This is a genomic window from Sutterella wadsworthensis 2_1_59BFAA (assembly GCF_000297775.1).
Classification (GTDB): Bacteria; Pseudomonadota; Gammaproteobacteria; order Burkholderiales; family Burkholderiaceae_F; genus Sutterella; species Sutterella wadsworthensis_A.
Genome location: NZ_JH815521.1, coordinates 156,759 through 179,720, shown reverse-complemented (window position 1 = coordinate 179,720; position 22,962 = coordinate 156,759). Strand labels below are relative to the sequence as shown.

Annotated in this window: 17 protein-coding genes; 9 read left to right on the top strand and 8 right to left on the bottom strand. The window is 60.6% G+C overall.

Annotated elements, in window-relative coordinates; genetic code table 11:
- A partial coding sequence (locus HMPREF9465_RS11595) for a YadA C-terminal domain-containing protein (RefSeq protein ID WP_005435902.1) occupies positions 1-528 on the top strand: 528 nt, incomplete at its 5' end.
- A 470-nt stretch (positions 529-998) separates the two neighbouring features.
- Here HMPREF9465_RS11595 and HMPREF9465_RS13845 read toward each other — a convergent pair.
- Both HMPREF9465_RS13845 and HMPREF9465_RS11585 read right to left on the bottom strand, forming a co-directional pair.
- Positions 999-1,412 (bottom strand): hypothetical protein, encoded by a 414-nt coding sequence (locus HMPREF9465_RS13845; RefSeq protein WP_231289373.1) that lies wholly within the window; start codon positions 1,410-1,412, stop codon positions 999-1,001.
- Positions 1,413-1,464: 52 nt separating this feature from the next.
- Complete coding sequence (locus HMPREF9465_RS11585; RefSeq protein WP_005435904.1) at positions 1,465-3,522, bottom strand: transposase; 2,058 nt, start codon at positions 3,520-3,522, stop codon at positions 1,465-1,467.
- A gap of 148 nt (positions 3,523-3,670) precedes the next feature.
- Between HMPREF9465_RS11585 and HMPREF9465_RS11580 the strand changes: the two genes are divergently transcribed.
- Complete coding sequence (locus HMPREF9465_RS11580; RefSeq protein ID WP_147645391.1) at positions 3,671-4,459, top strand: ISAs1 family transposase; 789 nt, start codon at positions 3,671-3,673, stop codon at positions 4,457-4,459.
- 12 nt (positions 4,460-4,471) lie between these two features.
- Here the strand turns inward: HMPREF9465_RS11580 and HMPREF9465_RS11575 are convergent, their stop codons facing one another.
- From HMPREF9465_RS11575 to HMPREF9465_RS11565, 3 genes are all read right to left on the bottom strand, one after another.
- Entirely contained in the window at positions 4,472-5,950 is a 1,479-nt protein-coding gene (locus HMPREF9465_RS11575) for an FAD-dependent oxidoreductase (RefSeq protein WP_005437225.1), read from the bottom strand.
- The gene (locus HMPREF9465_RS11570) at positions 5,937-6,563 is read right to left on the bottom strand and encodes a response regulator transcription factor (protein WP_005437224.1); all 627 of its coding nucleotides are present in this window, start codon (positions 6,561-6,563) and stop codon (positions 5,937-5,939) included. Before HMPREF9465_RS11570 ends, HMPREF9465_RS11575 begins: the two co-directional genes overlap by 14 nt.
- 219 nt (positions 6,564-6,782) lie before the next feature.
- Positions 6,783-8,633: a sensor histidine kinase gene (locus HMPREF9465_RS11565; protein ID WP_005437223.1), complete on the bottom strand. Its 1,851-nt coding sequence runs from the start codon at positions 8,631-8,633 to the stop codon at positions 6,783-6,785.
- 599 nt (positions 8,634-9,232) lie between these two features.
- Here HMPREF9465_RS11565 and iscB point away from each other — a divergent pair.
- The 5 genes from iscB (at position 9,233) to HMPREF9465_RS13840 (ending at position 16,755) form a co-directional block, all read left to right on the top strand.
- Complete coding sequence (gene iscB, locus HMPREF9465_RS11555; protein ID WP_231289397.1) at positions 9,233-10,474, top strand: RNA-guided endonuclease IscB; 1,242 nt, start codon at positions 9,233-9,235, stop codon at positions 10,472-10,474.
- Positions 10,475-10,536: 62 nt separating this feature from the next.
- On the top strand, positions 10,537-11,907 hold the full coding sequence (locus HMPREF9465_RS11550; protein WP_005437213.1) for a hypothetical protein: 1,371 nt from the start codon (positions 10,537-10,539) through the stop codon (positions 11,905-11,907).
- A gap of 128 nt (positions 11,908-12,035) precedes the next feature.
- A complete protein-coding gene (locus tag HMPREF9465_RS11545) occupies positions 12,036-14,540 on the top strand; it encodes a hypothetical protein (protein WP_005437194.1) in 2,505 nt (834 codons plus the stop codon).
- Positions 14,541-14,636: 96 nt separating this feature from the next.
- Positions 14,637-15,023, top strand: a complete 387-nt coding sequence (locus tag HMPREF9465_RS11540; RefSeq protein ID WP_005437193.1) for a tetratricopeptide repeat protein — start codon at positions 14,637-14,639, stop codon at positions 15,021-15,023.
- 634 nt (positions 15,024-15,657) lie between these two features.
- Positions 15,658-16,755 carry a hypothetical protein gene (locus HMPREF9465_RS13840; RefSeq protein ID WP_231289395.1) on the top strand — a complete coding sequence of 366 codons (1,098 nt, stop codon included), beginning with the start codon at positions 15,658-15,660 and terminating at the stop codon, positions 16,753-16,755.
- Between the two features lie 445 nt (positions 16,756-17,200).
- Here HMPREF9465_RS13840 and HMPREF9465_RS11525 read toward each other — a convergent pair whose 3' ends face one another.
- The gene (locus HMPREF9465_RS11525) at positions 17,201-18,265 is read right to left on the bottom strand and encodes an IS110 family transposase (RefSeq protein WP_005436403.1); all 1,065 of its coding nucleotides are present in this window, start codon (positions 18,263-18,265) and stop codon (positions 17,201-17,203) included.
- Between the two features lie 444 nt (positions 18,266-18,709).
- Here HMPREF9465_RS11525 and HMPREF9465_RS11520 point away from each other — a divergent pair, with 444 nt between their 5' ends.
- Positions 18,710-19,027, top strand: a complete 318-nt coding sequence (locus HMPREF9465_RS11520; RefSeq protein ID WP_005437189.1) for a hypothetical protein — start codon at positions 18,710-18,712, stop codon at positions 19,025-19,027.
- 80 nt (positions 19,028-19,107) lie between these two features.
- Here HMPREF9465_RS11520 and HMPREF9465_RS12605 read toward each other — a convergent pair whose 3' ends face one another.
- The gene (locus tag HMPREF9465_RS12605; RefSeq protein ID WP_051009088.1) at positions 19,108-20,514 is read right to left on the bottom strand and encodes an RluA family pseudouridine synthase; all 1,407 of its coding nucleotides are present in this window, start codon (positions 20,512-20,514) and stop codon (positions 19,108-19,110) included.
- A 157-nt stretch (positions 20,515-20,671) separates the two neighbouring features.
- On the opposite strand from HMPREF9465_RS12605, the gene HMPREF9465_RS11510 reads away from it, so the two are divergent.
- Positions 20,672-21,940 (top strand): M20/M25/M40 family metallo-hydrolase, encoded by a 1,269-nt coding sequence (locus tag HMPREF9465_RS11510; protein ID WP_005437186.1) that lies wholly within the window; start codon positions 20,672-20,674, stop codon positions 21,938-21,940.
- A gap of 812 nt (positions 21,941-22,752) precedes the next feature.
- Here the strand turns inward: HMPREF9465_RS11510 and HMPREF9465_RS11500 are convergent.
- On the bottom strand, positions 22,753-22,962 hold a 210-nt coding region (locus HMPREF9465_RS11500), incomplete at its 5' end, for an IS256 family transposase (RefSeq protein WP_005437182.1).

Sequence of the window (22,962 nt, the reverse complement as noted above, 5' to 3'; positions counted from 1 at the left end):
AATAAGAACAATATCGAAAAGAACAAGGCCAACATCGCTGCGAACACGGCCGCCATCGACAAGAACAAGACCAACATCAAGGCTAATACCGACGATATTCATAAGCTCCAGAACAAGCTTGTTGAGAATGAATTCCACGACCATGCTCAGGATCAGAACATTGGCGTGAATAAGAACAATATCGAAAAGAACAAGGCCAACATCGAAGCCAATAAGAATGCCATCGCGGCGAATTACGCTGAAATGAAGAACAACTTCGCGGCCGTCAATTCCCGTATTGACAAGCTCGACGACAAGATGAAGAAGGGCTTCGCTGCTCAGGCTGCTCTTAACGGTCTCTTCCAGCCGTACAGCGTTGGCAAGTTCAACGTCACCGCTGCTATCGGTGGTTATGACTCCGAACAGGCAATGGCTCTTGGTACTGGCTATCGCTTCAATGAAAACTTCGCCCTTAAGGCCGGTATTGCTTCCGACCTCAGCGGTTTCGATCATGTCACCTACAATATCGGTGCCAACTTCGAATTCTAAGAAGTCCATTGAGCTTAGCTCGTAACTTACCGAGACGACTTTGTTCCCTCGGTTGGTAATCCCAAAAAACAAACTCCCGGGGTGCTAGATCACGAAAACTAATCTAAGCGCTTCGGGAGTTTTGCTAATCACAACAGAGAGAACAAGTCACGATCCTGCTTGGCAACAGCCTTAACGATGAAGGTATTCGGTGTTTGGTGGGGGAGTAGAACGTCAAATTGTTGCCCACGGTGCTATTCTGCTTGGGAACAAGCCCAATGGAGGCGGCAAACTTGATACGCCCGATGTCGCGGCCGATGTGCACTAGCATTCCAACTGCCGTCTGAGCTCTAACTCCCGGACCGGTCATAATGCGTTGGGCATCGTCATCCGTCTTGGCAATTTCCTCCATGCGCATTTTAGCTTCCTCTTCTTGCTCAAACAGGTTTAGCCACATGTCGCGTCGGCGGTGAAAAGAAGACATCACTTCCTCAGGGATTAGTTCCGTATTTTTCTCCAGATGAGCAATCATGCGTTTTTGAACGAATGATTGGGACTTGGGTCGAGAATAGCCGAACTCTTCGAGACAGGTGTGGATCTGATTCCCCTACTAAGATCCGCAACTCCTGAAGGCTCTTGTACTCGTTCTGCAGGAATTGCAGCGACTGCTGGCGTTGATTCTTCACGAAGACATATTTAGTGCCGGGGACGTAGAAGAGTCGAGCAATGTAGTCCGCATCGCGTATGTCGTCCTTTTGACAAACATTGCGCAATGCTTTGACATCAGCCCCCTTGACAAGGCGTGAGTCATGGCCGAGATCGGCAATCTTGCGTGCACGAACCGTGGAACCTTTGCATGACTCCATCAAGACAACGGCAGGATTACAGTTCGCAAGCCATTCCATTCGTGAATTTCCTCTAGAACGGTAACAACAGCTACAGCTTCAGAGGAAATATTCAGCCTTCATCCAGACCGTCTCGAGCCTTTTTCATAGCCTCTGCTGCTTCCTTGGCTTCGCGTTCCAAGGTCGCCTTGTTCTTGCTCCCTTTCGGTCTGCCGCGGCCTCGCTTTTGCCCAGCTTGTTCAAGCAGCGCGCGTTCACGCGCCTCCCGTTCCAGCGTCTTCTTGTTCTTGCTGCCTTTGGGGCGACCGGGCTTGCGCTTTACTTTTTCAGGCGGCAGTACACCTTTTGCCGCAGTTTCCGCCGCCAGGCGTTCACGCTCGAGCGTTTTTTTATTTTTACTGCCCTTGGGTCGCCCCGGCTTGCGCCTTGGCTTGTCATCGTCCTCTGCCGACTTCTCTTTGCGAGGTCTGCCCCTGGGAGGCTTGGGAGCGTCGGCTCCCTGCGGGAGCCGACGAATTTGGCTCTGCATCGGATTGCTCAGGCGAGCATTCGTTTCCTCGCTCAGGCGCTTCAGAATCTCGGGCGTCACTCCAAACTCTTCGAGGAAGCGCTTCAGTCGAGCCGACAGATTGTCCACAAAGGCATAGACGCCATCGGGCAGGAGCATGAGCTGACAGCGATCGCAATGCCGGATCATCTGGTTGACATCGAGTTCCAGCTTTCTGCAGGCAATCAGGATCTCAGTGCGGATGACGCTCGCAATGAAAGCCACGGCGAGCTTACTTTCGATGCTCTGGCGACTTTGTACACGGGTAACGTGCGAGCCGAGCTGAGACTTCAGCATGGAGAACTGCTTTTCCGAGGCATCACGCAGGCCGTAAAGACTGTGGATCTCGGCAGCTGAAAGCTCATCGGAGGACGCAATGGCGTAGAAGCCCTTGCGGTCTGCCTCTTGCTGCCAGGCCTCGTAGCGAAAGAGTACTTCCTTCTTGCCGTTGATTTCTGCAATCTCAATGAATTTCTTCATTGCCGCAGGGACATTAACTTTGGGCTTGCCGGCGGCAATCTCGGCGCGCAGCGTCATGGAGCAGTCGAGCACTTTGTTGATGAAACGCACGGCACGCGGCGCACTGCTCAAGCCGTCGAAGAAGAGCCCGATGCAGTTTTCCTTAGAACTGTTGGCAAAGATCTTGGCCTTGTCCGTCGTGCCGAAGATGCCGTTCTTGTTGAGAATATTGCGAACGTTCCAACGCACCTCTGCGCCGTGGCGCTCGAAGAGTGTCTGTGCTCCGTTGGTGGAGCCCTTAAGCATGATGATGTAGCGAAGTCCGCACTCCTCTGCCAGGTCGATGACATCCTGCGTGCAGAAGCCGCGATCAGAGATGAGGCCTTCGACACTAATGGACGAAGCAGCGAGGAACTGGGCGATGCCTCGAAAAGCCTTGGCATCGATCATGCTGCCAGGGTTAACGAACCAAGTGATGGGCCGTCCGGTAGTGGCATCGACAGCCCACATGTAGCTGACGATAGGCACGTCCTTGAGTGACTTGGCTTTCCCGAACTCATTGATTTCGCCTGCTTCCGACTCGCAGTTGTTATTCGAGCCATCAATGCAGAGCCAAACCTTGCTACAGCCTTGCTTGGCGCATTGTTTGATCCAGTCGATCTTGAACTGGTGCAGGGCATCAAGCGGGAGGTTCTTGCTGAAGAGTTCAGAGTACCAGGAGTCAGCGTGTCGATCCTTGGAGAAGCACACGCGCATGCGCATGGCGTCCTCAAAGAGATGCGTGCTGTTGGAGCGATCGGCCGCGGAAAACATGGCATAGTCCATGACGGTGTTGCCATAGAGCGGTCCGAAGTGTTTATGCAGCAAGTCATAAAGGCCGTTGCGTTCAGCGATTGCAAGGAAGGTTGCATACGGGCCAAGCGAGAGCATATGAGGCGGCAGGGACTGCTTCTCACCGTAGTGTTCCTTCCAAAGATTTGGGAACAAGAAGCGGAAGGTATCGTTGGGATACATGTTCCCGTTACCGGTAGCGTGTCCGATGGACTTGCGGCGACGCACGTTTCGACTGTCACGTGACATAAGGAAGACGCGTCCGTCGTTCTTGTTGACGTATGCCTGCGGCGGGATCGGAATCTCAGGGAGTTCCCAGTAAATATGACCCATAAAAATTCAAAATTCCGGTGTTATCCTTTTGGATATTTACAGTAGCATATTCTACACGATATTTCAACAAAACAATAAGAAGGCGATCTTCCTGAATCACAGGAGATCGCCAGAATTTTTATCGGTGCGGGATACGATTTTTTAAAGTTTGCGTGTTACCATTCTACAGGAAGTTCACATCATAGAAGAGAAAAAGAACGAGATCTCAACAGCCATTGAGCTTCTCTCCATGCTCGATCTCAAACCGGGCGACCTCATCACCGCCGATGCCATGAACACGCAGAAAGCCTTGGTTCAGTACCTCGCTGAGAGAGGCGTCGGGTACTGCCTCGCGATCAAAGAGAACTACCCGACGCTTCAAAAGGAAGTTCACTTTCTTTTCGCAACTGTCGAAGAGAGCCGCAGGCGCAAGTGCCGGACGCTTGATGCGGATCGAGGTCGAATCGAGGAGCGAAGCGTGACCGTCCTGCCAGCTTCCCTCTTGTCCAATCGCTTCCACCAAGAGTGGAACGGCCTTAAAGGCGGTTGCATCGTCAAGGTCACGAACAACACGGAAGCCAAGGGGAAGCGAGGGCGAAATTCAAGTCAGACTCGCTACTTCATGACCACGATTCCGTTCTCCGAGGACGCGGCCGCGGTTGCCGGCGAAATCATTCGCCGCCATTGGAGCATCGAAAACAACGTGCACTGGGCGCTCGACGTGAGCTTCGATCAGGACCGGATGCAGTGCACTAACGCGAACTACCTGAGCAACCGTGTGACGCTCAACAAGATCGCGCTCAACGTGCTCCGCGCGGCACAGAACGCTACGGACGTCAACGGCCGGCGAAACTCCGTCAAGACGATGCAGCAACTCTGCTCGACGCCCGCTGGCGCCATCGAAACCATGGGCACGGCCCTGGGCCTACAAGGTTTGCTTGACGGTGTCAAGGGCTAACCCTCGAAAAAGTCATGCGATTGCCCTGGGGCTGATGCGTCCGGGGGGGCAGCGGCCAAGCGCGAGGCGTGCGGCGCCCGCACCCGCGATGCGCCCGAAGACGAAGGCGTCGGTGAGGGCGTTGCCGCCGAGGCGCTTTCGTCCGTGGACGCCGCCCGTGGTCTCGCCTGCGGCGAAGAGGCCGGGGACGGGGGCGTTCATGCGGTCGAGGACCCGGGCGTCTGCGTCGATGAGGAGTCCGCCCATCGTGATGTGCACGCACAGACGCTCGATGCCGTAGTAGAAGGGCGGCGTGTCGATCGTCTGCAGGAAGGTCGTGCGTCCGAAACGCGGGTCCTTGCCCAGGGCGACCATGCGGTTGTAGCTGTTCATCGTGAAGCTGAGCCTCTCGATCGAGATGCCGATGTCGTGGGCGAGCGCGGTGAGGGACCTGGCCTCCCTCACGAGGCCGGCGGAGAGCTTCGATCCGAAGTTGGCGCCCTTCTGGGACTTGGCGTCGGTGATCGTCCACATGAAGCCCCCGGTCTGTTCCTGCATGGCGGCGGCGATGACGTCGAAGGTGGCCTCCTCGTTGACGAATCTGTCGCCCTCGGCATTGATCCACACTTCGGCCCCGGCATAGTCGAGCACGCGGCCGCCGGCATAGGGAATGCACTCGACGGCGTCCATGTCGACGAGCTGCGCGCCTGCGGCTTCGCCCATGAGGATGCCGTCTCCGCGGGCGAGGTCGGGCGTGAGTCCGAATGTGTCCGCCGTGGTGCCGTAGGAGGAGTCGAGTCGGGGTGCGAAGCGGCTTCTGAGCTCGTGGTTGCCGCTGAAGCCGCCCGTGGCGAGCACGACGGCTCGGGCGTAGCGGAGTACTTCGTCGCCCGAAGCGGTTCTGGCGGCGACGCCGCCGACGCGGCCGTTCTCAAGCAGAAGGCGACAGGCGCGTGTTTCGAAGAGCGTCTTCGCACCGAGGGTGCGGGCGCGCTCGGAGAGCGCCTGGATCATGTCCCAGCCGCCTCTTTGAGAGCCTGTGGAGAGATTGCGTCGTGCGCTCATGCCGGAGCCCACCGCCCTGAAGAGCCTGGGCTCCCAGGCCACGCCCATGCTGCCGAGCCACTGAACGGCGGCGCCTGCGTTTTCGGCGAGGGTGCGTGCGAGCTCGGGTCGTCCGCCGGCTTCGATGATGTCGCGTGCGAGGTCTTCGACGGGCGTCTCGCCGCCGGTGGCGATCGTGACGGTGCCGGCCGAAATGACGGTGTGTCCGCCCACGAAGGCGCCACGCTCGAGAATGGTGACGCGCCGCGCGCCCGACTCGAGCGCGGAGACCGCGGCGGCAAGGCCTGCGCCGCCCGCGCCGATGATGAGGACGTCGTCGGGATCCTGAGGAGTGCGGCCTGCGGCGTCGGATGCGGCCTTCGCCTCGGGTTCGACGGCGGGCGCGGCGAAGAGCGCCGGGGCGGCGAATAATGTGCCGGCGGCCGACAGGAGCTTACGCCTCTGCATGGATCCCTGCCTCTTGGGCGAGCCTGATGAGTTCGGCGGCGGAATGCACGCCGAGCTTCATGAAGGCGTTCGAGCGGTGCATCTTGACGGTGCTCAGTTCAAGGTCGAACGTTCTGGCGATCTGCTTGTTGGTCTCGCTGCCGTCGCCCTTGAGGATTTCGCCGATGATCTCGCGTTCGCGGGCGGTGAGCGTCTCGAAGCGCGCGCGAAGGCGGTCTCGGTGCATCGTCTCGACGGACTCGGTGACGCTTCGTGCAACGGCGGCGTTGATCTTCGCGATGAGTTCGGCGGGCTCGATCGGCTTTTCAAGAAAGTCGACGGCGCCCTTCTGTACCGCGGACACGGCGGTGGGAATGCTGCCGTGGGCCGAAAGGAAGATGATCGGCAGCCTGCATCCCATTTCGATGAGCTTGTCCTGGATTTCGGGACCCGTGAGGCCGGGCATTCGCACGTCAAGCACGATGCAGCCGGGGCGCGACAGGTCGTCGTTGTTGAGGAACCGCCTGCCGCTCGTATACGCGGCGGTGTCCCAACCCATCGTCTCGAGCAAAAGCCCGAAGGATCCGGCAAGTGCCTTGTCGTCGTCGACGATGCGGATCAGCGGTCGCTGCAATCTTGTTCTCCTTTTGTCTTTTTTTGTTTCCCGACGCTTGTTTTCGAGGCTGTGCGGCTTTTCGGCTCCGGCCGTGGGCGGGGGATTCGCGTTTCCACGACAGGGCGGGAGTTTGTTGGATTGTATCCGAACGCCCGAAGGCGTACTCGGAAAAAGCATTCGCGTGATGCCCGCGCAACGCCCGTTCGGGCGTCAAGCCCGCAGCATCTGCAGCCGTCTTCAGGACTGCTCGTCCTGCTGCGTCAGTGCGGGGCTGTACATCGGGAGCGCGGCGGTGACGCGCAGGCCGCAGGGCGAGAGGCGGACGATGGTGAGGCGGCCGCCGTGCTCATCGACGATGTTGCGCACGATGGCGAGTCCGAGGCCGAGGCCGTCCTCCTTGACGCTGTCGCTCACGCGCTTCATGCGCCCGAAGGCCTCGTCGGAGATGGCGGGGCCGTTGTCCTCGACGACGATCTCGGCCATGTCGGGGCCGCCTGCGTCGTCGGGCTCGAGCCTGAGGCTCACGGTGACTTCGGGTCTGGACTGCACGTCCTCGCCCGTGTCGTCGCAGGCCGCCTGATCGGCGTTCTTCATGAGATTGATGACGAGAAGCTCGATCTCGAGGTCGTTGCCGCGGATGCGTGCGGCGGGGAGCTTCGAGAGCGTGAGCCTGCTCGTGCCCGCGGCGTGACGCGAGTAGCGGGCGAAGGCCTTCGCGACGACGGCGTCGAGGTCGACGACGTTGCTGCGGTTGATGTCCCTGCGGGCGTATCCGCGAACGCGGTCGACGATGGCGGCCATGCGGCGGGTCTCCTCCTCGGCGCCCGAAACCGCGCGGGAGACGATGTCGTCTTCGCTGATGCGGTCTGCGAGCCTGATCTTGAGTACGGTCATGTAGTTGATGACCGAACTCATGGGCTGCTTGAGCTCGTGTGCGATCATCGCGCAGAGCTGGTTGATGGCGCCCGTGCGCTCGATGCGCGCGAGGCGGGCGCGGGCGGCGGCCTCCTGGGCCTCGAGCTTCTCGCGTTCGGCGAGGGCCTGCGTGAGCGCAGCGGTGCGGCGCCTGACGGTCTGCTTGAGGCGGATCTCGTCGAGGACGAGCCAGGCGAGGAAGCCGAGGATGATGAGCGCGTACGTGCCGTAGCTCTTCCAGAGGTTCCGCCAGCTCCAGTCGTCGAGATGCTTCCAGGGACCGAGGTGCAGCTCCTTGTAGAGCCTGTTCACTGAGACAAAGTTGGTGGTGACCTGCCAGGCGAAGTCGGCGTTCTCGGGCATGGAGAGGAGCGCGAGCGTCGTTGCCTTGACGACATCCGGAGCGGTTCTCGGGAGCGCGGCCACGACGATGTCGGGATAGAGCGCCGTGCTGTGCCGGCAGGAAAAGCCCTGCGTGGTCTTTTCGTCCACGACTCTGAGAGCTCCGGGCTTGAGAAGCCCCGCGAGCTCCGCGCGCTCGAGCATGCAGGTGGAGAGCACGCCCGCCTCGACCTTGCCCGAGAGGACCGCACTGATCACGTCGGGCATCGGAAAGTTGAGGAAGGTCGTGTGGGCGCGGTAGGCCTCGGGGCGCAGGCGCCTCTCCTTGAGTTCATACGCGAGCGCGAGCCAGCCGTCGACGGCGTCCGCGCCGCCCGAGGCCATTCGCCTGCCGCGGAGGTCGGCGAGCGTGCGGATCTCATTGTTGTCCGCCCTCACGACGACGGCGGCGCCCACCGAGGCGCTCGGATTGTCCGCCCAGCGCGTCTTGCGCGTCGCGATCGCATGCCCGCCGTAGTTGAGCTCGAGCTCCATGTAGACGGAAGCGGGGGCGACGAGAATGTCGGGCCGAAGGCGCATGAGGTCGGCGATCGGGTCGTCGGGCGAGAGACGCACGCCCGTCACGGTCCTGTCGGGCATGGCCCTCGCCATGGCGGCGAGCGTGGGCATGACCGTGCGGGAGTAGTAGCCGGGCTCGGGCTTGTCGACGAAGCCCACGACGACGTCCGCAGGCGGCTCGGCGCAGACGCCGGGAACCGCGAAGACGCTGGTGACGAGGGTGACGGCGGCGAAGACGGCAGCAAGGGCGCGCTTGGGAGTTCGTGTGGGCATGTGGCGGGTTTCGGGTGGCGCAACGGCAAAGGCCGTGTTCTCAAGAGAACTATGCAGGCAGGATGCCGCCGCGTCAATAGGGCCGCGGACGGGATCGTTAACCCGCGGACTTTTTTCGAGTCGTCTCTGCGCGAGGGGAAGAGGGAATTTCGTATCATCGCTTCAGAGCCTGAGGAGCGGGGGAGGCGCGGCGGGGCGGCTGTCATGCGCCTTCAGGCGGATTGTCTTTCAGACGCGCGTTTTACTAAGATAGAAGGAAATGCTCCGGCGTTTCCGGAGCGGCGTGCGGTGTCGCACGTGCATGATCGTCAATAACCCCCGCCTAAAGGCGGAGGCTTCAAAGAGCCTTTATTGACTAGTCTCAGCAAACCTCCTCTGGGAGGCGAGCTACGTTGGTTTGGAATGTACAGGCACCGTGGGATGTTTATCCTAGTCCCACGCTCTGCGGTCTGTGTTTAAAAGTTCTGAGAGGTAGGAACGGTGATGCAGACAAGAAACCCATTCCAACATTGACGAAGGATGAGAATCGGCCCTCGGGCCGAACAACCGGCCTTCGGGCCGAGCAAGCGGAGCCTGCGGGTATCCGCAAAGGAGATACTTTGAAAGTTTTTGTTTTGAACATGCGCGGCAAGCCGCTGATGCCGTGTTCGCCAGCAAAGGCGCGACACATGCTGAAGGCGGGCAAGGCCTTCGTCGTGCGTCGAACGCCGTTCACGATCAAGCTGACCATCGCCACAGGCGAGACGAAGCAGGACGTGACGCTTGGCGTCGATGCAGGCGCAAGGCACGTTGGCATTTCCGCCACGACGGAAAAGGAGGAGGTCTTCGCATCCGAAGTCGCGCTTCGACAGGACATCACGGGACTTCTGGCCGATCGTCTGGCATTCCGACGTGCAAGGCGCAATCGAAAGACGCGCTACCGCGCTCCGCGCTTCAACAATCGCGTTCGATCAAAGCACAAGGGATGGCTTGCGCCGTCCGTGGAGAACCGTATCCAAGCGCACATTTCGCGCATCGAGGCGGTCTGCAGACTGCTTCCCGTCACCAAGATCGTGATTGAAACCGCATCCTTCGACATTCAAAAGATCAGGAATCCCGAAGTCGAAGGGACGGGCTATCAGCAGGGCGACCAGCTTGGATTCTGGAACGTGCGCGAGTACGTTCTTTTCAGAGACGGTCATATCTGTCAGCACTGTCGAGGCCGATCCAAGGATCCGATCCTCAACGTGCATCATCTTGAGAGTCGTAAAACGGGCGGAGATGCGCCAAACAACCTGATCACGCTGTGCGAGACATGCCACAAGGCTTATCACGCAGGAAAGATCAAGTTGAAGGTCAAGCGCGGTCAATCGTTCAGGGCGGAAGCCTTCATGGGCATCATGCGCTGGACGCTGCTTGACCGCGTACGCAAGACGCACCCTAAACTGCCTGTCGAGAACACCTACGGCTATCTGACGAAGCACAAGCGCATTGCTCTTGGCTTGCCCAAGACGCATTGCGCCGACGCCTTCTGCATTGCGGGAAATCTGAAAGCGTTGCGAAGAGGAGATTTCCTCTTCCAACAACAGACGCGAAAGCACAACCGACAGATACACAAGTGTTCGATTCTCAAGGGTGGAGTGAGGAAACTCAATCAGGCGCCATTCCTCGTCAAGGGGTTCCGCCTATTCGACAAGGTGCGAATCGGCGGACAGATTGGTTTTGTTTTCGGGCGACGCGTTAGAGGCACATTCAACATTCGTCGCCTTGACAAAACTGTGATCGGGACAGACATCAATTGCAAAAAACTGAGTCTTCTCGAAACACGCAAAACTTTTTTGACTGAACTACGAAAGGAGTAAGCCGCGATTCCTCACCCGACTGAAGTCGGATGTTCCCTCGCGGCAATTCTATGGAGGTGCCTATGCCTTGGAGAAAGCGGGTTGTCTTCGGCGGCGCATGCCTTGCGGGCCTGCTGGCTGCGGGCTACGCGGGCTATGTCGGCTGGCAGCAGTCGGTGGTTGATCAGATGCTCCTTGACCTGAAGGCGGCGGGCAGTCCCGTGCCCGGCGTGGGCATCGAGGTGACCGAGATCGAAAGGACCTTCGGCTCGAGAAGGCTCGAGGTGGTCTTCCATGTGCAGGGCCTGCCCGAAATGCCTCTCAGGGGTGAATGCGTCTGGCGTCTGGGCATGGCGCCAAGCCTCTTCGTGCGGCACTTCAGGACGACGTCCAAGCTTCAGGCCTTCGTCGACAAGGCCTCGCCGCAGGTGACGATGGACTTCGGGCTTCCGTTCTTGCCGACGAACCTGCGCGTGCACTGGCTCGACGCCGAGGTCGACGGTCGCACCACGGCCTCGGGCGAGGCGCTCACGACCTTCAGGATCGTGAAGGCCGAACCCGTCGAGAAGGATGGCAGGCTCGTTCCGTATGCGCCCGCGAGCGGCGTGCCCTACCACGTGCTCCCGGTCGAAGGCGACTGGGGATTCTCCGCCTTCGTCTTCCGCCTCAACTGGGCGGGCGAGCGTCTGGTCTACAGGTTCCTACCCGACGAGACCGAAGAGCCCGTGATCCTCACGGCTGAAAGCGACGGCGCGGGATTCTCCGGGTTCGAGAAGGTCGACGCGAAGGACGACGTGAAGTTCGGCAGGAGCGCCTCGCGCCTGTCGGCGAGGAAGGTGAATGCGGGCTGGCGGTTCGACTTCTCGCATGACGGTTCGCTTGAGAAGGCTCCCGCGGCTGCAGGTCCGCTTTCCGCACTCAGATACTGGCACTTCCAGGGCTCCGTCACGGCGCCCGAGGACGTGTGGCTGCCCGAGGCGGCGGGCAGGCTTCTGGTGGGCGCCGACGTCTGCAGCGTGCCGGGCATCTGCCGCCCGGGCGCGCCGCAGGGGCTCGAGCCTCTCATGCAGGCCGCTCAGGACGGCAGGCTCGGCCTGAAGATGCAGAACGTGGAGCTTGACTTCCCGAGGCTTGAAGTGCGCGCCATGGGCGCGATGGGCGTGAGGAAGGATGTGAAGACGTTCGCCGACTTCGATGTCGGCGTCCAGATTCATCCGCTTGACGACGAACTCATGAAGACCCGTCCCGACGTCGTCGCCGTGCACGACTTCGTGAAGGACCTCGTCGACTCGAAGGCGCTCGCCTGCCGCGTGAAGGACGAGTGCCGCGCCCGCGTGACGGTCGAACCCGACGAAAGGGGCTTCGGCATCATCAGGTCGAACGGCGTCGACGTGACGGAGAAGGTCATGAAGTTCATTTTTGCCGAACCCGCCGGGACGGGCGAAGCGGGCTGATGTCCACATTGATCCGTTCTGCCTGGCCGATCGGGAACGGCCCGTCTTCCGTCGCGAAGGCGGGCCTTTTGGGCGGAGCATCGGACGTATGATTGAGTACGTCTTTCCAAAAAAAGGAGCACAGCACAATGGTGAGCAGGATCGAAGTGCGCGGCGCGCGCGTGCACAATCTCAGGAACGTCGACGTCGACATCCCGCTCAATAAAATCGTCGGCGTGGCGGGCGTCTCCGGGTCCGGCAAATCGTCGCTCGCGCTCGGCGTCCTCTACACCGAGGGCTCGCGGCGCTACCTTGAGGCGCTCTCGACCTATACGCGCCGGCGGCTTACGCAGGCGCCGCGGGTAGATGTCGACGAGGTGCTCCATGTTCCCGCAGCGCTTGCGCTCCATCAGAGACCGGGCGTGCCCGGCATCCGGAGTACCTTCGGAACGGGGACCGAGCTGCTCAACACGATTCGCCTCATGTTTTCGCGCCTTGCGTTTCACAGGTGTCCGAACGGCCACATGGTCGGGCCCACGATCGACGTCGCGGCCGAAAAGGCGCTCGTCTGTCCGGTCTGCGGGGCGAAGTTCTTTGCGCCGGGTGCGGAGGATCTGGCCTTCAACAGCGGCGGCGCCTGCAGGACTTGCGACGGCACGGGCATGGTGAGGTCGGTCGACAGGGCAACGCTCGTTCCCGACGAGACGCTTTCGATCGACGAAGGCGCCGTGATGCCCTGGCGCACATTGATGTGGTCGCTCATGACCGACGTCTGTCGATCGATGGGCGTGAGGACGAACGTGCCCTTCAGAGAGCTGACGCCCGAGGAGAAGGCGATCGTCTACGACGGCCCGATGGTGAAGAAGCACATCTTCTATCATCCGAAGGGATCGAACGACGCGGCGGAGCTTGATTTCACGTACTTCTCAGCCGTAAAGACGGTCGAGAACGCGCTCGCCAAGGTGAAGGACGAGTCGGGCATGAAGCGTGTCGAGCGTTTTCTGAGGTTTGATGTCTGTCCCGACTGCAGGGGCTCAAGGTTCTCGGAGGCCGCGCGGGCGCCGAAGATTATGGGCGTCTCGATCGACGAAGTCTCCCGCATGCCGCTCGTCGACCTGTGCGCTTGGGTCGACCGCGTGCCCGCGTCGCTCCCGCCCGAGATGCGGCCGATGGCGGAGAGTCTCTGCGAGGCGTTCGGACACACGGCCGCGAGGCTTCTGGATCTCGGGCTCGGATACCTGTCGCTTGATCGTGCGGCCTCGACGCTCTCGACGGGCGAGCGGCAGCGCATGCAGCTCGCGAGGGCCGTGCGCAACCGCACGACGGGCGTGCTCTACGTGCTGGACGAACCTTCGATCGGGCTCCATCCCGCCAACGTCGAGGGGCTCAAGGCCGTGATGCACGACCTGGTGGCGGACGGCAACACGGTCCTTCTCGTCGATCATGACGTCGACATCCTGAGAGAGGCCGATCGGATCATCGAGATGGGCCCGAAGGCGGGCCGCGAGGGCGGTCGCGTCATTGCCGAAGGAAGCGTCGGAGAGATCGAGGCGAATTCCGATTCGATGATCGGGCCCTATCTGTCGGGGAGACCCGCGGTCGTGAGGACGAAGACGCCGCGAGACAGTCTTTTCGAGCATGGCGAAATCCTGCTTGAGACGAAGGCGGTCCATACGGTCAAACCTCTGAGCGTGAGGATTCCGAAGGGGAGACTCACGGTGGTGACGGGCGTGTCGGGTTCGGGCAAGACGACGCTCGTGCTCGAGAGCCTGCTCCCGGCGCTCAGGGCCGCGATCGACGGGACGGCACTGCCCGCGCACGTCGGCTCGATCTCGGCTCAGGGCATCCGTCAGGCGAAGCTCATCGATGCGACGCCCATCGGCGTGAACGTCCGGTCGACGGTTGCAACCTATGCCAACGTGCACGATGATCTGAGGAAGGCTTTCGCGAAGACGCCCGACGCGAAGGCCGCGGGCATGAAGGCGGGCGACTTCTCGTACAACACGGGCAGGCTGCGCTGTCCCGAATGCGACGGCACGGGTTCGATCAGCCTCGACGTGCAGTTCCTGCCCGACGTGGACGTGCCGTGTCCCGCGTGCAGGGGAAGCCGCTATGCGCCGGCCGCCTTTGCAATCAGGCGCGCCGCGAAGGCGGCGGGGGCGCACGGGACGCAGTCAGCGTACACGCTGCCCGAGTTCATGGACATGGACGTCTCGACGGCGCTTCGGGCGGCAGCCGACATGAAGACCGTGTCGGCAAGGCTCAGGGTGCTCGAGGATCTCGGGCTCGGCTACCTCACGCTCGGGGAGGCGACGCCCGGACTCTCGGGCGGCGAGGCCCAGCGGCTCAAGCTCGCGGGCGAGATGGGCAGAGGCCAGGATGATGCGCTCTTCGTCTTCGACGAGCCGACGATCGGCCTGCATCCTGAAAACGTCGCGACGCTCATGGCGGTCTTCGAGCGGCTCGTCGAGGCGGGCGCAACCGTGATCGTGATCGAGCACGACCTCGACGTGATCCGGGCGGCCGACTGGATGATCGATCTGGGACCGGGCGGCGGAGACGCGGGCGGCACGGTCGTCTTTGAAGGCGTGCCCGAGGATGCGCCCGCAGAGCCCCGAAGCGTCACGGGCAGGCATCTCGGCCGTCGGGCTTAAGCTTGCGCTCATGAAGACGGGCATAATCAAGAAAGCGGACGCAGGGCCGGATTCAGGCCTGCATCCAACGCAACAACGAACGGGAAGAAGAACATCATGAACATCCGCAAGACTTCCATTTCGATCGTCGCAGGCGTGATCGCCGCGCTCACGGCGGCCTCCGCCGCTGCGGCTCCCGACGTCGCGCTCGTGAGGGAGCGTGCCGAACAGGGCGTCGTCGAGAGCCAGTTCGCCCTCGGCAACATGTACTTCAAGGGCAACGGTGTCGAGCAGAACATCGAGGAGGCCCTCAAGTGGTACCGCCGCGCCGCCGAAAAGGGCAACGCCATGGCGCAGCTCAAGCTCGGCTTCATCTACGAGGACGGCAGGGGCGTTCCTCAGGACAAGAAGGCCGCCAAGGACTGGTACCACAAGGCATGCGAAAACAAGCACGAGCTCGGCTGCAACTATGAGCAGCGCCTCATCGACGAAGGTGTTCAATGAGTCGGTCGAGTACGCTCAGGTCGGGACTTCGCCCTCTTTTTGACAGAACCCGTGCGCCGCAAGCCTCTCATTTCAATGGGAGGAGAAGGCGCACAAACTTTTCGGACGTGCAGTAACATTTCCTTATGCGCACCTCCACCTCTTCCTACATTGTCGAACTTCCGCTTCGTGTGAACGATCAGCAGAATCGTTTTCTCGAAAAGGCGTTTGAGTTCGGACGCACGCTCTACAATGCGCAATGCGACGCTCGGGACAGCTCTCGGGCGTCTGCAGCGCATGCGTGAAACGCAGGAGTGGCGGGTGGCACGGGACATGCCGAAAGGGAAGGCGCGAACAATAGCGTTCAATGCCGTTCATAAAGTCTTTGGACCAACCGAATTCGGCCTTGCGATCATTGCGAATAATCATCGTAAGGCGAGTGGTCGGAACGACATTGGTGCCCATGAAGCTCAGAACATCGGGAAGACGGTCTGGAAGGCTCTCTAGCGTCACATGTTCCGGAAAGCCGGCAGACCTCGCTTCAAATCCTTCAGGCGTGGACTCAATTCCATCGAAGGCACGAACAATCAGGAAATCATGTACAAGCCCGAGCGTGGAGCCATTCATTGTCTGGCGCAAGCACGTGATGCCGTACATGAAGCCCGACACCGGCTACATGAAGGAGGCGCGCGCCTCCGACCGGCACGTGAAATACTGCCGAATCGTGCGCAGGACGCTCAACGGCGTCAAACGCTGGTTCGTGCAGCTCGTGGTTGAAGGCCTGCCGCCCGTTCGTAAGGTCTATGCGTCCAAATGCGAGGTCGTCGGCATCGACCCGGGTTCAAGCCGGATTGCTTATTTTCATGAGCGTCATGCGGCCATAGTCGAGGTTGCACCTCACGTGGATCTGAAGGAGCCGAAGATCCGTCTTCTGCAGCGAAGGATCGACCGTTCAAGACGAGCGAACAATCCCGACAACTACAATCCCGACGGAACCGTGAAAAAGGGGTCGTCGACTTGGAACACAAGCAATCGCGGACGCAGGACGGCGGCAAAGCTTGCCGAGCACCATCGGTGCCTGGCGGCCACCCGCAAGCGCGACCACGGTGAGCTTGTGAACGATCTGCTGCAGATCGGCGGCACGATCAAAATTGAGAAAAACAATTACCGATCTTTTCAACGCTGCTTCGGACGATCGACGAATCGGAGGGGAATGGGCGAGTTTGTGGAGCATCTCAAACGCAAGGCTGAAAGTGCCGGCTGCGAGGTGATCGAACTCAATGCCTATAAGCTGAAGATGTCGCAGTACGATCCGGCAACGGATGCATATCGCAAGAAGCCGTTGAAGGAAAGGTGGCACCGCTGGGGAAACACCGGCACGCTCGTGCAGCGAGACGCCATGAGTGCATTTCTGGCGTGCCATGCAACTGAAAAAGGACACGACCGAGCCCTTCTCCTGGAGAAGTGGACGACTGCGGAAGCACTGTTGAGCGGCAGCGGTCTGTGTCGTCATGAACCTTGTAGCGACCCTGAAGTATCGAAAGACGCTTCGGGGCTCACGAAGCCGAATTGTGGGAGCAAGGCGGAACGGGAATACATGGTCAGCTCCCCGTTTGCAAGTGTTCGGGGCATTTTTTGGGGTACAACTCCCCCTGGAGGGCGCGCCCATGCGCGTCCTCCATCCAATACGTGGCGAAGCCACACCACTAAATTTGTAAAGTCAGATTACGGAATCGAGAAGGCTTTCATATGACAAGCAGCTGCCTGCCCGGGTTTGGTTCCCCATTCTCTTCGTGAGCGCAGCGCCCGGTAAGTCGCTCGAAAGGCCTCGTCGACTTGCGCACAACAAGCTTTCAGCAGACTCTATTTCCTTCCTTTTTGAGCGCGCACTGCGCGCCTGTAACTCATTCAGACTTCTACCAGAAGAAACCTGCTGCAACTCATTCGAAGTTGAAGAAAGGGCTTCACTGAAATACATCCGCGGTCAGGAGGTATTCATTCCTAAACCTCCGCCGACATAGTGAGATTCGGGGCAATAGAGGTGCTTTATTAAGAGGGCGTGATTAACGCTAACTACGCGATATCACATTACCGTTCACAGCATCACTCTATTGCGTTGAGCACGATTCGTCACTAGTAGTTGCCTTCGTAGTCCTTGGCGGGAATTGGCCGATGATCGCTCTGTGCGATATGCACCTTTAACAGCTTAGTACAGATGTGTAATCGACCTTGTCTTTCATCAGACGATAAATGATTCGAGCTAACTTGGCTGCGATGGCGCAGACAATGACGCCATGTTTCTTTCCGCTGTCTCGCATTTTTCGCACCCAGTCACCGAAATTCCCTTTCCACTTTTCCGTGTGCATGAGGACGAGTTGGGCGCACTGCACGAGATTGGAGCGAAGCCTCTTGGGCCCACATTTGGTGATGTGGTTGAGCGTGTTGTTGCCGCCGGTGCTGTTCTGCTTTGGTACAAGCCCGAGGGAGGCCGCGAACTGCCTGCTGTTCTTGAAGCGCCCGATGTCGACGCCAATATGAACCAGCAGTCCTACTGCCGTCTGAGGTCCAACGCAGGGAACCGTCATGATGCGCTTTGCATTGGCATCCGTTGCAGCCACCTGTTCCATCCGCCTCTTGGCTTCCTCCTCTTGCTGTAGAAGATTGAGCCAAATCTCACGCCTGCGCTTAAACGAAGCCATCACGTCCTCAGGAATAAGCTCGGCATGCTTTTCAAGATGTGCCACCATGCGGGTCTTAATGAACTTCGAAGATTTTCGGACGGGACATCCGAACTCTTCGAGTCCCGCGTGGATCTGATTGCCTGCTTGAATGCGCAACTCCTGAAGGCTCTTATACTCGTTCTGCAGAAACTGCAGGGACTGCTGCTGTTGACTTTTAATGTAGACGTACGTGGTACCTGGTACGAAGTAAAGCTTGGCGATATAGGCGGCGTCACGCAGGTCATTCTTATGATTGATATTGCGAAGTGCCTTTACGTCGGCCCCTTTAACAAGGCGCACCTCATGACCGAGATCAGCGATACTCCGAGCATGGAACATGCTGCCCTTGCATGCCTCCATCAGGACAACAGCCTGAGGCAGATTGGACAGAATCTCCCGAAGCTTTGCATAGGAGCATCCATCCAGCCTTAAGCAAATTTTTCCGTTCTCATCGTAGCCGATGACATCGCAGTGATCTTTCGCGAGGTCAACGCCGATGACTTTCACGATTTTGCTTTTAGTCGAATTTTGTGTAGTATTCATGTCGAAGCACTCCTCTTGTCGTATGAGTATCAGGACTCAATGGCACTTTGATGCCGGTGTACTCGCATGGGCCCCGAGCCCGCTAGCGAGAGAAAAGAGAGAGTGCTTCTTTTTTTGCCCGTTTGTCAAGTTCTGCATGGATGGTCTCCGGTGTTCGATGCCCCTTGGGAGCTGACCATCTAATTAAGAGGTCTGCCGCGCACACTTTGTACAGACGGTGACGTTCAGGCGGCTTTGCCCCCCCCCCCCGAAAGAGCTGTCTGACGGTCAAAGTGAATCCTCTGTCTTAGACAGGGGAGCTTCAAATGTGCGCGCTCGGGAGGAGATCCATGGGAAGGGGCGGCCTGGACGGGACCGTCCATTCGGGCGCAGCATTCTGTATCATGAAGGCTCCGATCCCCCGGAACGGAACATTCAGGACCAACACACAAACGGAGACAACTCGTGGTTACGCTTCAGGAACTCCAGGCACGTCATTCGCCCGAAAAGCAGGCCCGCATCCGCGCCTTTGCGGAGGAGCTGCTCAAGACCTTCGAAGCCAATCATGCAACATACGTGAACGCCCGCAAGGCGCTTGAGGCCGCCGAGAAGGAGCGCCGCCGCCAGAAGGCGCTTGCACGCAAGCGCGCCAGAGCCGAGGCCGCCAAGCTCAGGGCCGCCAAGGCCAAAGCTGCGGAGAAGGCCGCGAAGGCCGAGGAAAAAACGAGGGAAAAGGCGAAGGCAAAGGCCGCTGAGGCGTCGAAGGAAAAGACGCAAGCCTGAACGCCAGCCCGAGAGGTCGGGCGGCGAAGGCAGACAAAAAGCAAACAGCCCCTGTGGGATTCCGCAGGGGCTGTTTGCTTTTAGAAGGTCGGAAAGTCGAACGGAGCGGTGATTTCGAGCGGGCGGCCCGTCATCGGGTGCGTGATCCTGAGTGATGCGGCGTGCAGGCAGAGCCTGTGCTCGCGGGTTTCCTCAAGGAGGCCGCGGGTGCCGTAGAAGGGGTCGCCGTCGATGGGAAGGCCGAGCCCTTCGGGGTGTGCGCAGTGCACGCGCAGCTGATGGGTCCTGCCCGTGCGCGGGTGCAGGGCCACGAGGCTCTTGAGGCCTTCGGGGGTGTCCTCGACACCGATCACCTCGTAGTCGGTGAGGGCCTCGCGGCCGCCTTCGGAGACGGGCAGCACGCACTGCTTCGGGCGCTCGAACCAGTGAAGCGCGATCGGGAGTGCGATCGAGCCCTGCTGGCGCTCCTCGCCCTCTAGCAGGCCCTCGAGGCGCGCGATGTAGGTCTTCTGTGCGCTGCGGTCGGCGAAGGCGAGGTTGAGGGGCCTCAGGGCCTCCTTCGTCTTGGCGAAGGCGAGCACGCCCGAGGTGCCCATGTCGAGGCGGTGCACGACGAAGAGTTCGCCGCGGGTGCGCTCGAGGATCTCCCTTGCGCTCGTTGTCTCGCTGCCGCCGGGCACCGAGGCGAGCCTCGCGGGCTTGTCGACCACGACCATGAAGTCGTCCTCGTAGAGGACTTCCGGCTCGGCCGTCCCGGCGGGATCCTGCTGGGGACGCGGGGGCTCGTGGGGAATGCCCTCGAGGAGCTTCGAGAGCAGGAACCTTGCGCCCGACTTCGGGGCGCAGAAGGTGCCGTCGTGGCGGATGTCCCAGCCCGGAGACGGGCCCCGCCACCAGCTCGTGAGCGCGATGAGCCGGCTCGAATCCCTGCGGGCGGGGTCGGCATTGCGGCGCATCAGAAGGCGCACGCACGGATCGTCGAGTCCGTCGGTGAGAAAGCCGCGCCAGACGGCGCGCCTTGCGCGCTGCTCGCGTCCGCCGTGGTCGTCGTCGCGGTCGGGAAACGGCGCGAAGACCTCGGCGAGCACCTCCCTGAAGGTCGTCCCGCGGCCCTTGCCGTCGACGAGGAGCGCCTCGCGCACGTCCTCGTCCTCGACGCGGGGCTGCACGAGCGCGGCGGTCGCGTCCTGCCAACGGGTCATGAGCTCGGCCCGCACGGGCTCGAGCAGGGCTTCGGCCCGCACGATGCCGTCATGTTCGACGAGCATCAGGCCCACGCGTCCCGTGAATCCCGCGGGGACGAAGCCCGCAGCCTCGATGCGCCGGCGGGCCTCGAGAACGCAGGGGGCGGGGGCCGTGGTCCAGGGATCGGGAAGCAGGGCGGGGCGTCCGAGGACGAAGGGAAACTCGATGACGAAGGGGACAGAGGAAAGCGGCATGGGCGGACGGCGTCTGGAGGACGTGAAGTCGGACGGAAATGCAGGCATTTTAGACCAGCGGCATCTGATCGGGACTTTCCCGAAGCCCGTGCGGAAGAAACGGGCGGCGGGCATAGAATTTGGCGGCAAAGCCGCGCGCCTGCCGGAAAGGATGTGTGCGAGCGGGCGGCCTATCCCTTTCAATTCATACATGAGGATGGACATCATGACCGAACTGCCTCCGCTTCTTCCCGAGTACCTCGAGCCCGTCAGGGCGCTCTTTGAAAAGCCGCGCGTCAAGCAGGCGATGAAGCTTCTCGACGATGGCGCCGAGGCCGCGATGGTCATGCAGTGCGAGCTCTGCGAGATTCCTGCGCCGACTTTTCATGAAGAGGTCCGCGCCGCCGAGATCGTGCGCCGCATGAAGGCGCTCGGTCTCAAGGACGTGCACGTTGACGAGATCGGCAACGTGATCGGCCGCCGTCCCGGCAGGGGCGACGGTCCGGTGCTCGCCATCGGCGCGCACATGGACACGGTGTTCCCCGAAGGAACGCCGATCAAGGTCCGCCGCGAAGGCGACCGCTACTGGGCGCCCGGCATCGCCGACAACTGTTGCGGCCTGCGCTGCCTTCTTGAGACGATCCGCGCCTTCGAGGAGACGGGCGTTGAGACCGAAGGCGACATCTGGTTCGTCGGCACCGTGGGTGAAGAGGGCAACGGCGACATCCGCGGCTCCAAGCACCTCTTCAACGGCACGAACCACATCGACGGCTTCCTCGCCGTGGACAACGCCGACATGGGTCGTCTGCTTTACGCCGCCATCGGCAGCCACCGCTACCGCTTCACGATCACGGGGCCGGGCGGCCACTCCTGGACGAACTTCTCGGAATGCCCGAGCGCCGTCCACGCCATGTGCCTTGCGGGCGCGAAGGTCGCGCACGTGAAGGTGCCCGAAGGCCCGAGGACCACGTTCACGATCGGTACGATCAAGGGCGGCACGAGCGTCAACACGATCGCCGCCTCCTGCCAGGTCGACGTCGACATGCGCTCGCTCGACGACGGCAATCTTGCCGCGCTCGAAGCCATGATCTTCAAGTGCTTCGAGGAAGGCGTGGCCGAGGAGAACGCCATCTGGGGCGTCACGGATCCCGCGAAGCAGGTCAGGCTCGAAGTGACCATGATCGGCGACCGTCCGGGCGGCCAGCGTCCGCACGACTGCCCCGTCCTCCAGACGAGCCGCGCCGCCATGGACTGCCTCGGCCTCGAGCTCAAGCGCTACACCTGCTCCTCGACCGACGCCAACAAGCCCGTGAGCCTCGGCATCCCCGCCACCTGCCTCTCGGGCGGCGGCGCGATGTACCGCACCCACACAGTCGACGAGTACTACGACGCCATTCACATCGAGGAAGGCCCCAAGATGGTCTTCCTCACGGCTTGCGCACTCGCGGGCGCCGAGGGCATGAAGGCGCTTCTCCCGAAGCTCCCCGCCGCCTGAGCCTGAATCCGTTTCCGTCTTCCTGATCGAAGACGACTGAAGGGGCCGCCCGCGAACGTCCGCAGGCGGCCCCTTTTCACAGGAGGTTTCCGGAGTAAGCGAAGGAGGAGCGGCGTCTGCGGCTGCGAAGTCCCCCTCGGAACGAGCGGAAACCCGCTTTCGCCACCTTCCGGGGTTCCCGACAACTTCGTAGCGGTAAGCGCAATCCCGCCCCACGCGCATCTGCAGGACCTGCATGAACCGACGATGCACGAGCCTGCTCGACGCTTGATCATGCAGATGCGTATTGCGCTAAGTGGAAATACTGAATTTTAAAATTACGGGTTTTAGGCAAATTGCGGCGTAAAGCTCCGTTCAGGGCGGAGATATAAGCCGCGCGGTTAATTAGATGGTCAGCTCCAGAAGGGGCATCGAACACCGGAGACCATCAATGCAGAACTTGACAACCTGGAAACAAAAGAAGCACTCTCTCTTAAATCTCGCTTTCGGCCGAGAGTACCACGGCATCTAAGTGCCAAAGAGTCCACTAAAACTCATACGATAAGAGGAGTGCTTCGTCATGAATAGTACACAAGTTTTCGAGAAACGCAAGAGGGAGTGTCAGGATTTCTGTGTCTGGGGAGGTTATTCCAGGGGCAGCCCAACGAGGCTGCCCTTTGTATTTGAGATGCAGTATGCCAGACCTGATGCGATAGCGGGGGCTAAGGTGGAGGGGCCCGCGCGGAGCGCGGGAGGATCCTCCTTAGCCCCCGCTATCGCGCGCCGCGAAGCGGCTGGCGCGTTAGCGCGAGAGGTCTAATCATATCCCTTCCTTACTCCATGGCACCTGTAAAGCGCTCACCAAACAGCAGAGCGAACTGGGGCATGGCAGCAGCCCACTTGGGCGTAGCACGCTTCCAGGAGGCCGTGAAATTCATGATGGCCAGGTAAATCAGCTTCTTGGCAGCGTCCTCATTGGGGAACAGAGTGCGCGTCTTGATCACCTTCCTGATAGCACGGTTGAGCCCTTCAATCGCATTGGT

Excerpts from the sequence above, each read along its gene's own strand:
- HMPREF9465_RS11565 (WP_005437223.1), bottom strand. The coding sequence starts at position 8,633 with ATGCCCACACGAACTCCCAAGCGCGCCCTTGCTGCCGTCTTCGCCGCC.
- HMPREF9465_RS13840 (WP_231289395.1), top strand. The coding sequence starts at position 15,658 with ATGAAGCCCGACACCGGCTACATGAAGGAGGCGCGCGCCTCCGACCGG.
- HMPREF9465_RS12605 (WP_051009088.1), bottom strand. The coding sequence starts at position 20,514 with ATGCCTGCATTTCCGTCCGACTTCACGTCCTCCAGACGCCGTCCGCCC.
- HMPREF9465_RS11545 (WP_005437194.1), top strand. The coding sequence starts at position 12,036 with ATGGTGAGCAGGATCGAAGTGCGCGGCGCGCGCGTGCACAATCTCAGG.
- HMPREF9465_RS13845 (WP_231289373.1), bottom strand. The coding sequence starts at position 1,412 with ATGGAATGGCTTGCGAACTGTAATCCTGCCGTTGTCTTGATGGAGTCA.
- HMPREF9465_RS11540 (WP_005437193.1), top strand. The coding sequence starts at position 14,637 with ATGAACATCCGCAAGACTTCCATTTCGATCGTCGCAGGCGTGATCGCC.
- HMPREF9465_RS11510 (WP_005437186.1), top strand. The coding sequence starts at position 20,672 with ATGACCGAACTGCCTCCGCTTCTTCCCGAGTACCTCGAGCCCGTCAGG.
- HMPREF9465_RS11525 (WP_005436403.1), bottom strand. The coding sequence starts at position 18,265 with ATGAATACTACACAAAATTCGACTAAAAGCAAAATCGTGAAAGTCATC.
- HMPREF9465_RS11575 (WP_005437225.1), bottom strand. The coding sequence starts at position 5,950 with ATGCAGAGGCGTAAGCTCCTGTCGGCCGCCGGCACATTATTCGCCGCC.
- HMPREF9465_RS11585 (WP_005435904.1), bottom strand. The coding sequence starts at position 3,522 with ATGGGTCATATTTACTGGGAACTCCCTGAGATTCCGATCCCGCCGCAG.
- HMPREF9465_RS11550 (WP_005437213.1), top strand. The coding sequence starts at position 10,537 with ATGCCTTGGAGAAAGCGGGTTGTCTTCGGCGGCGCATGCCTTGCGGGC.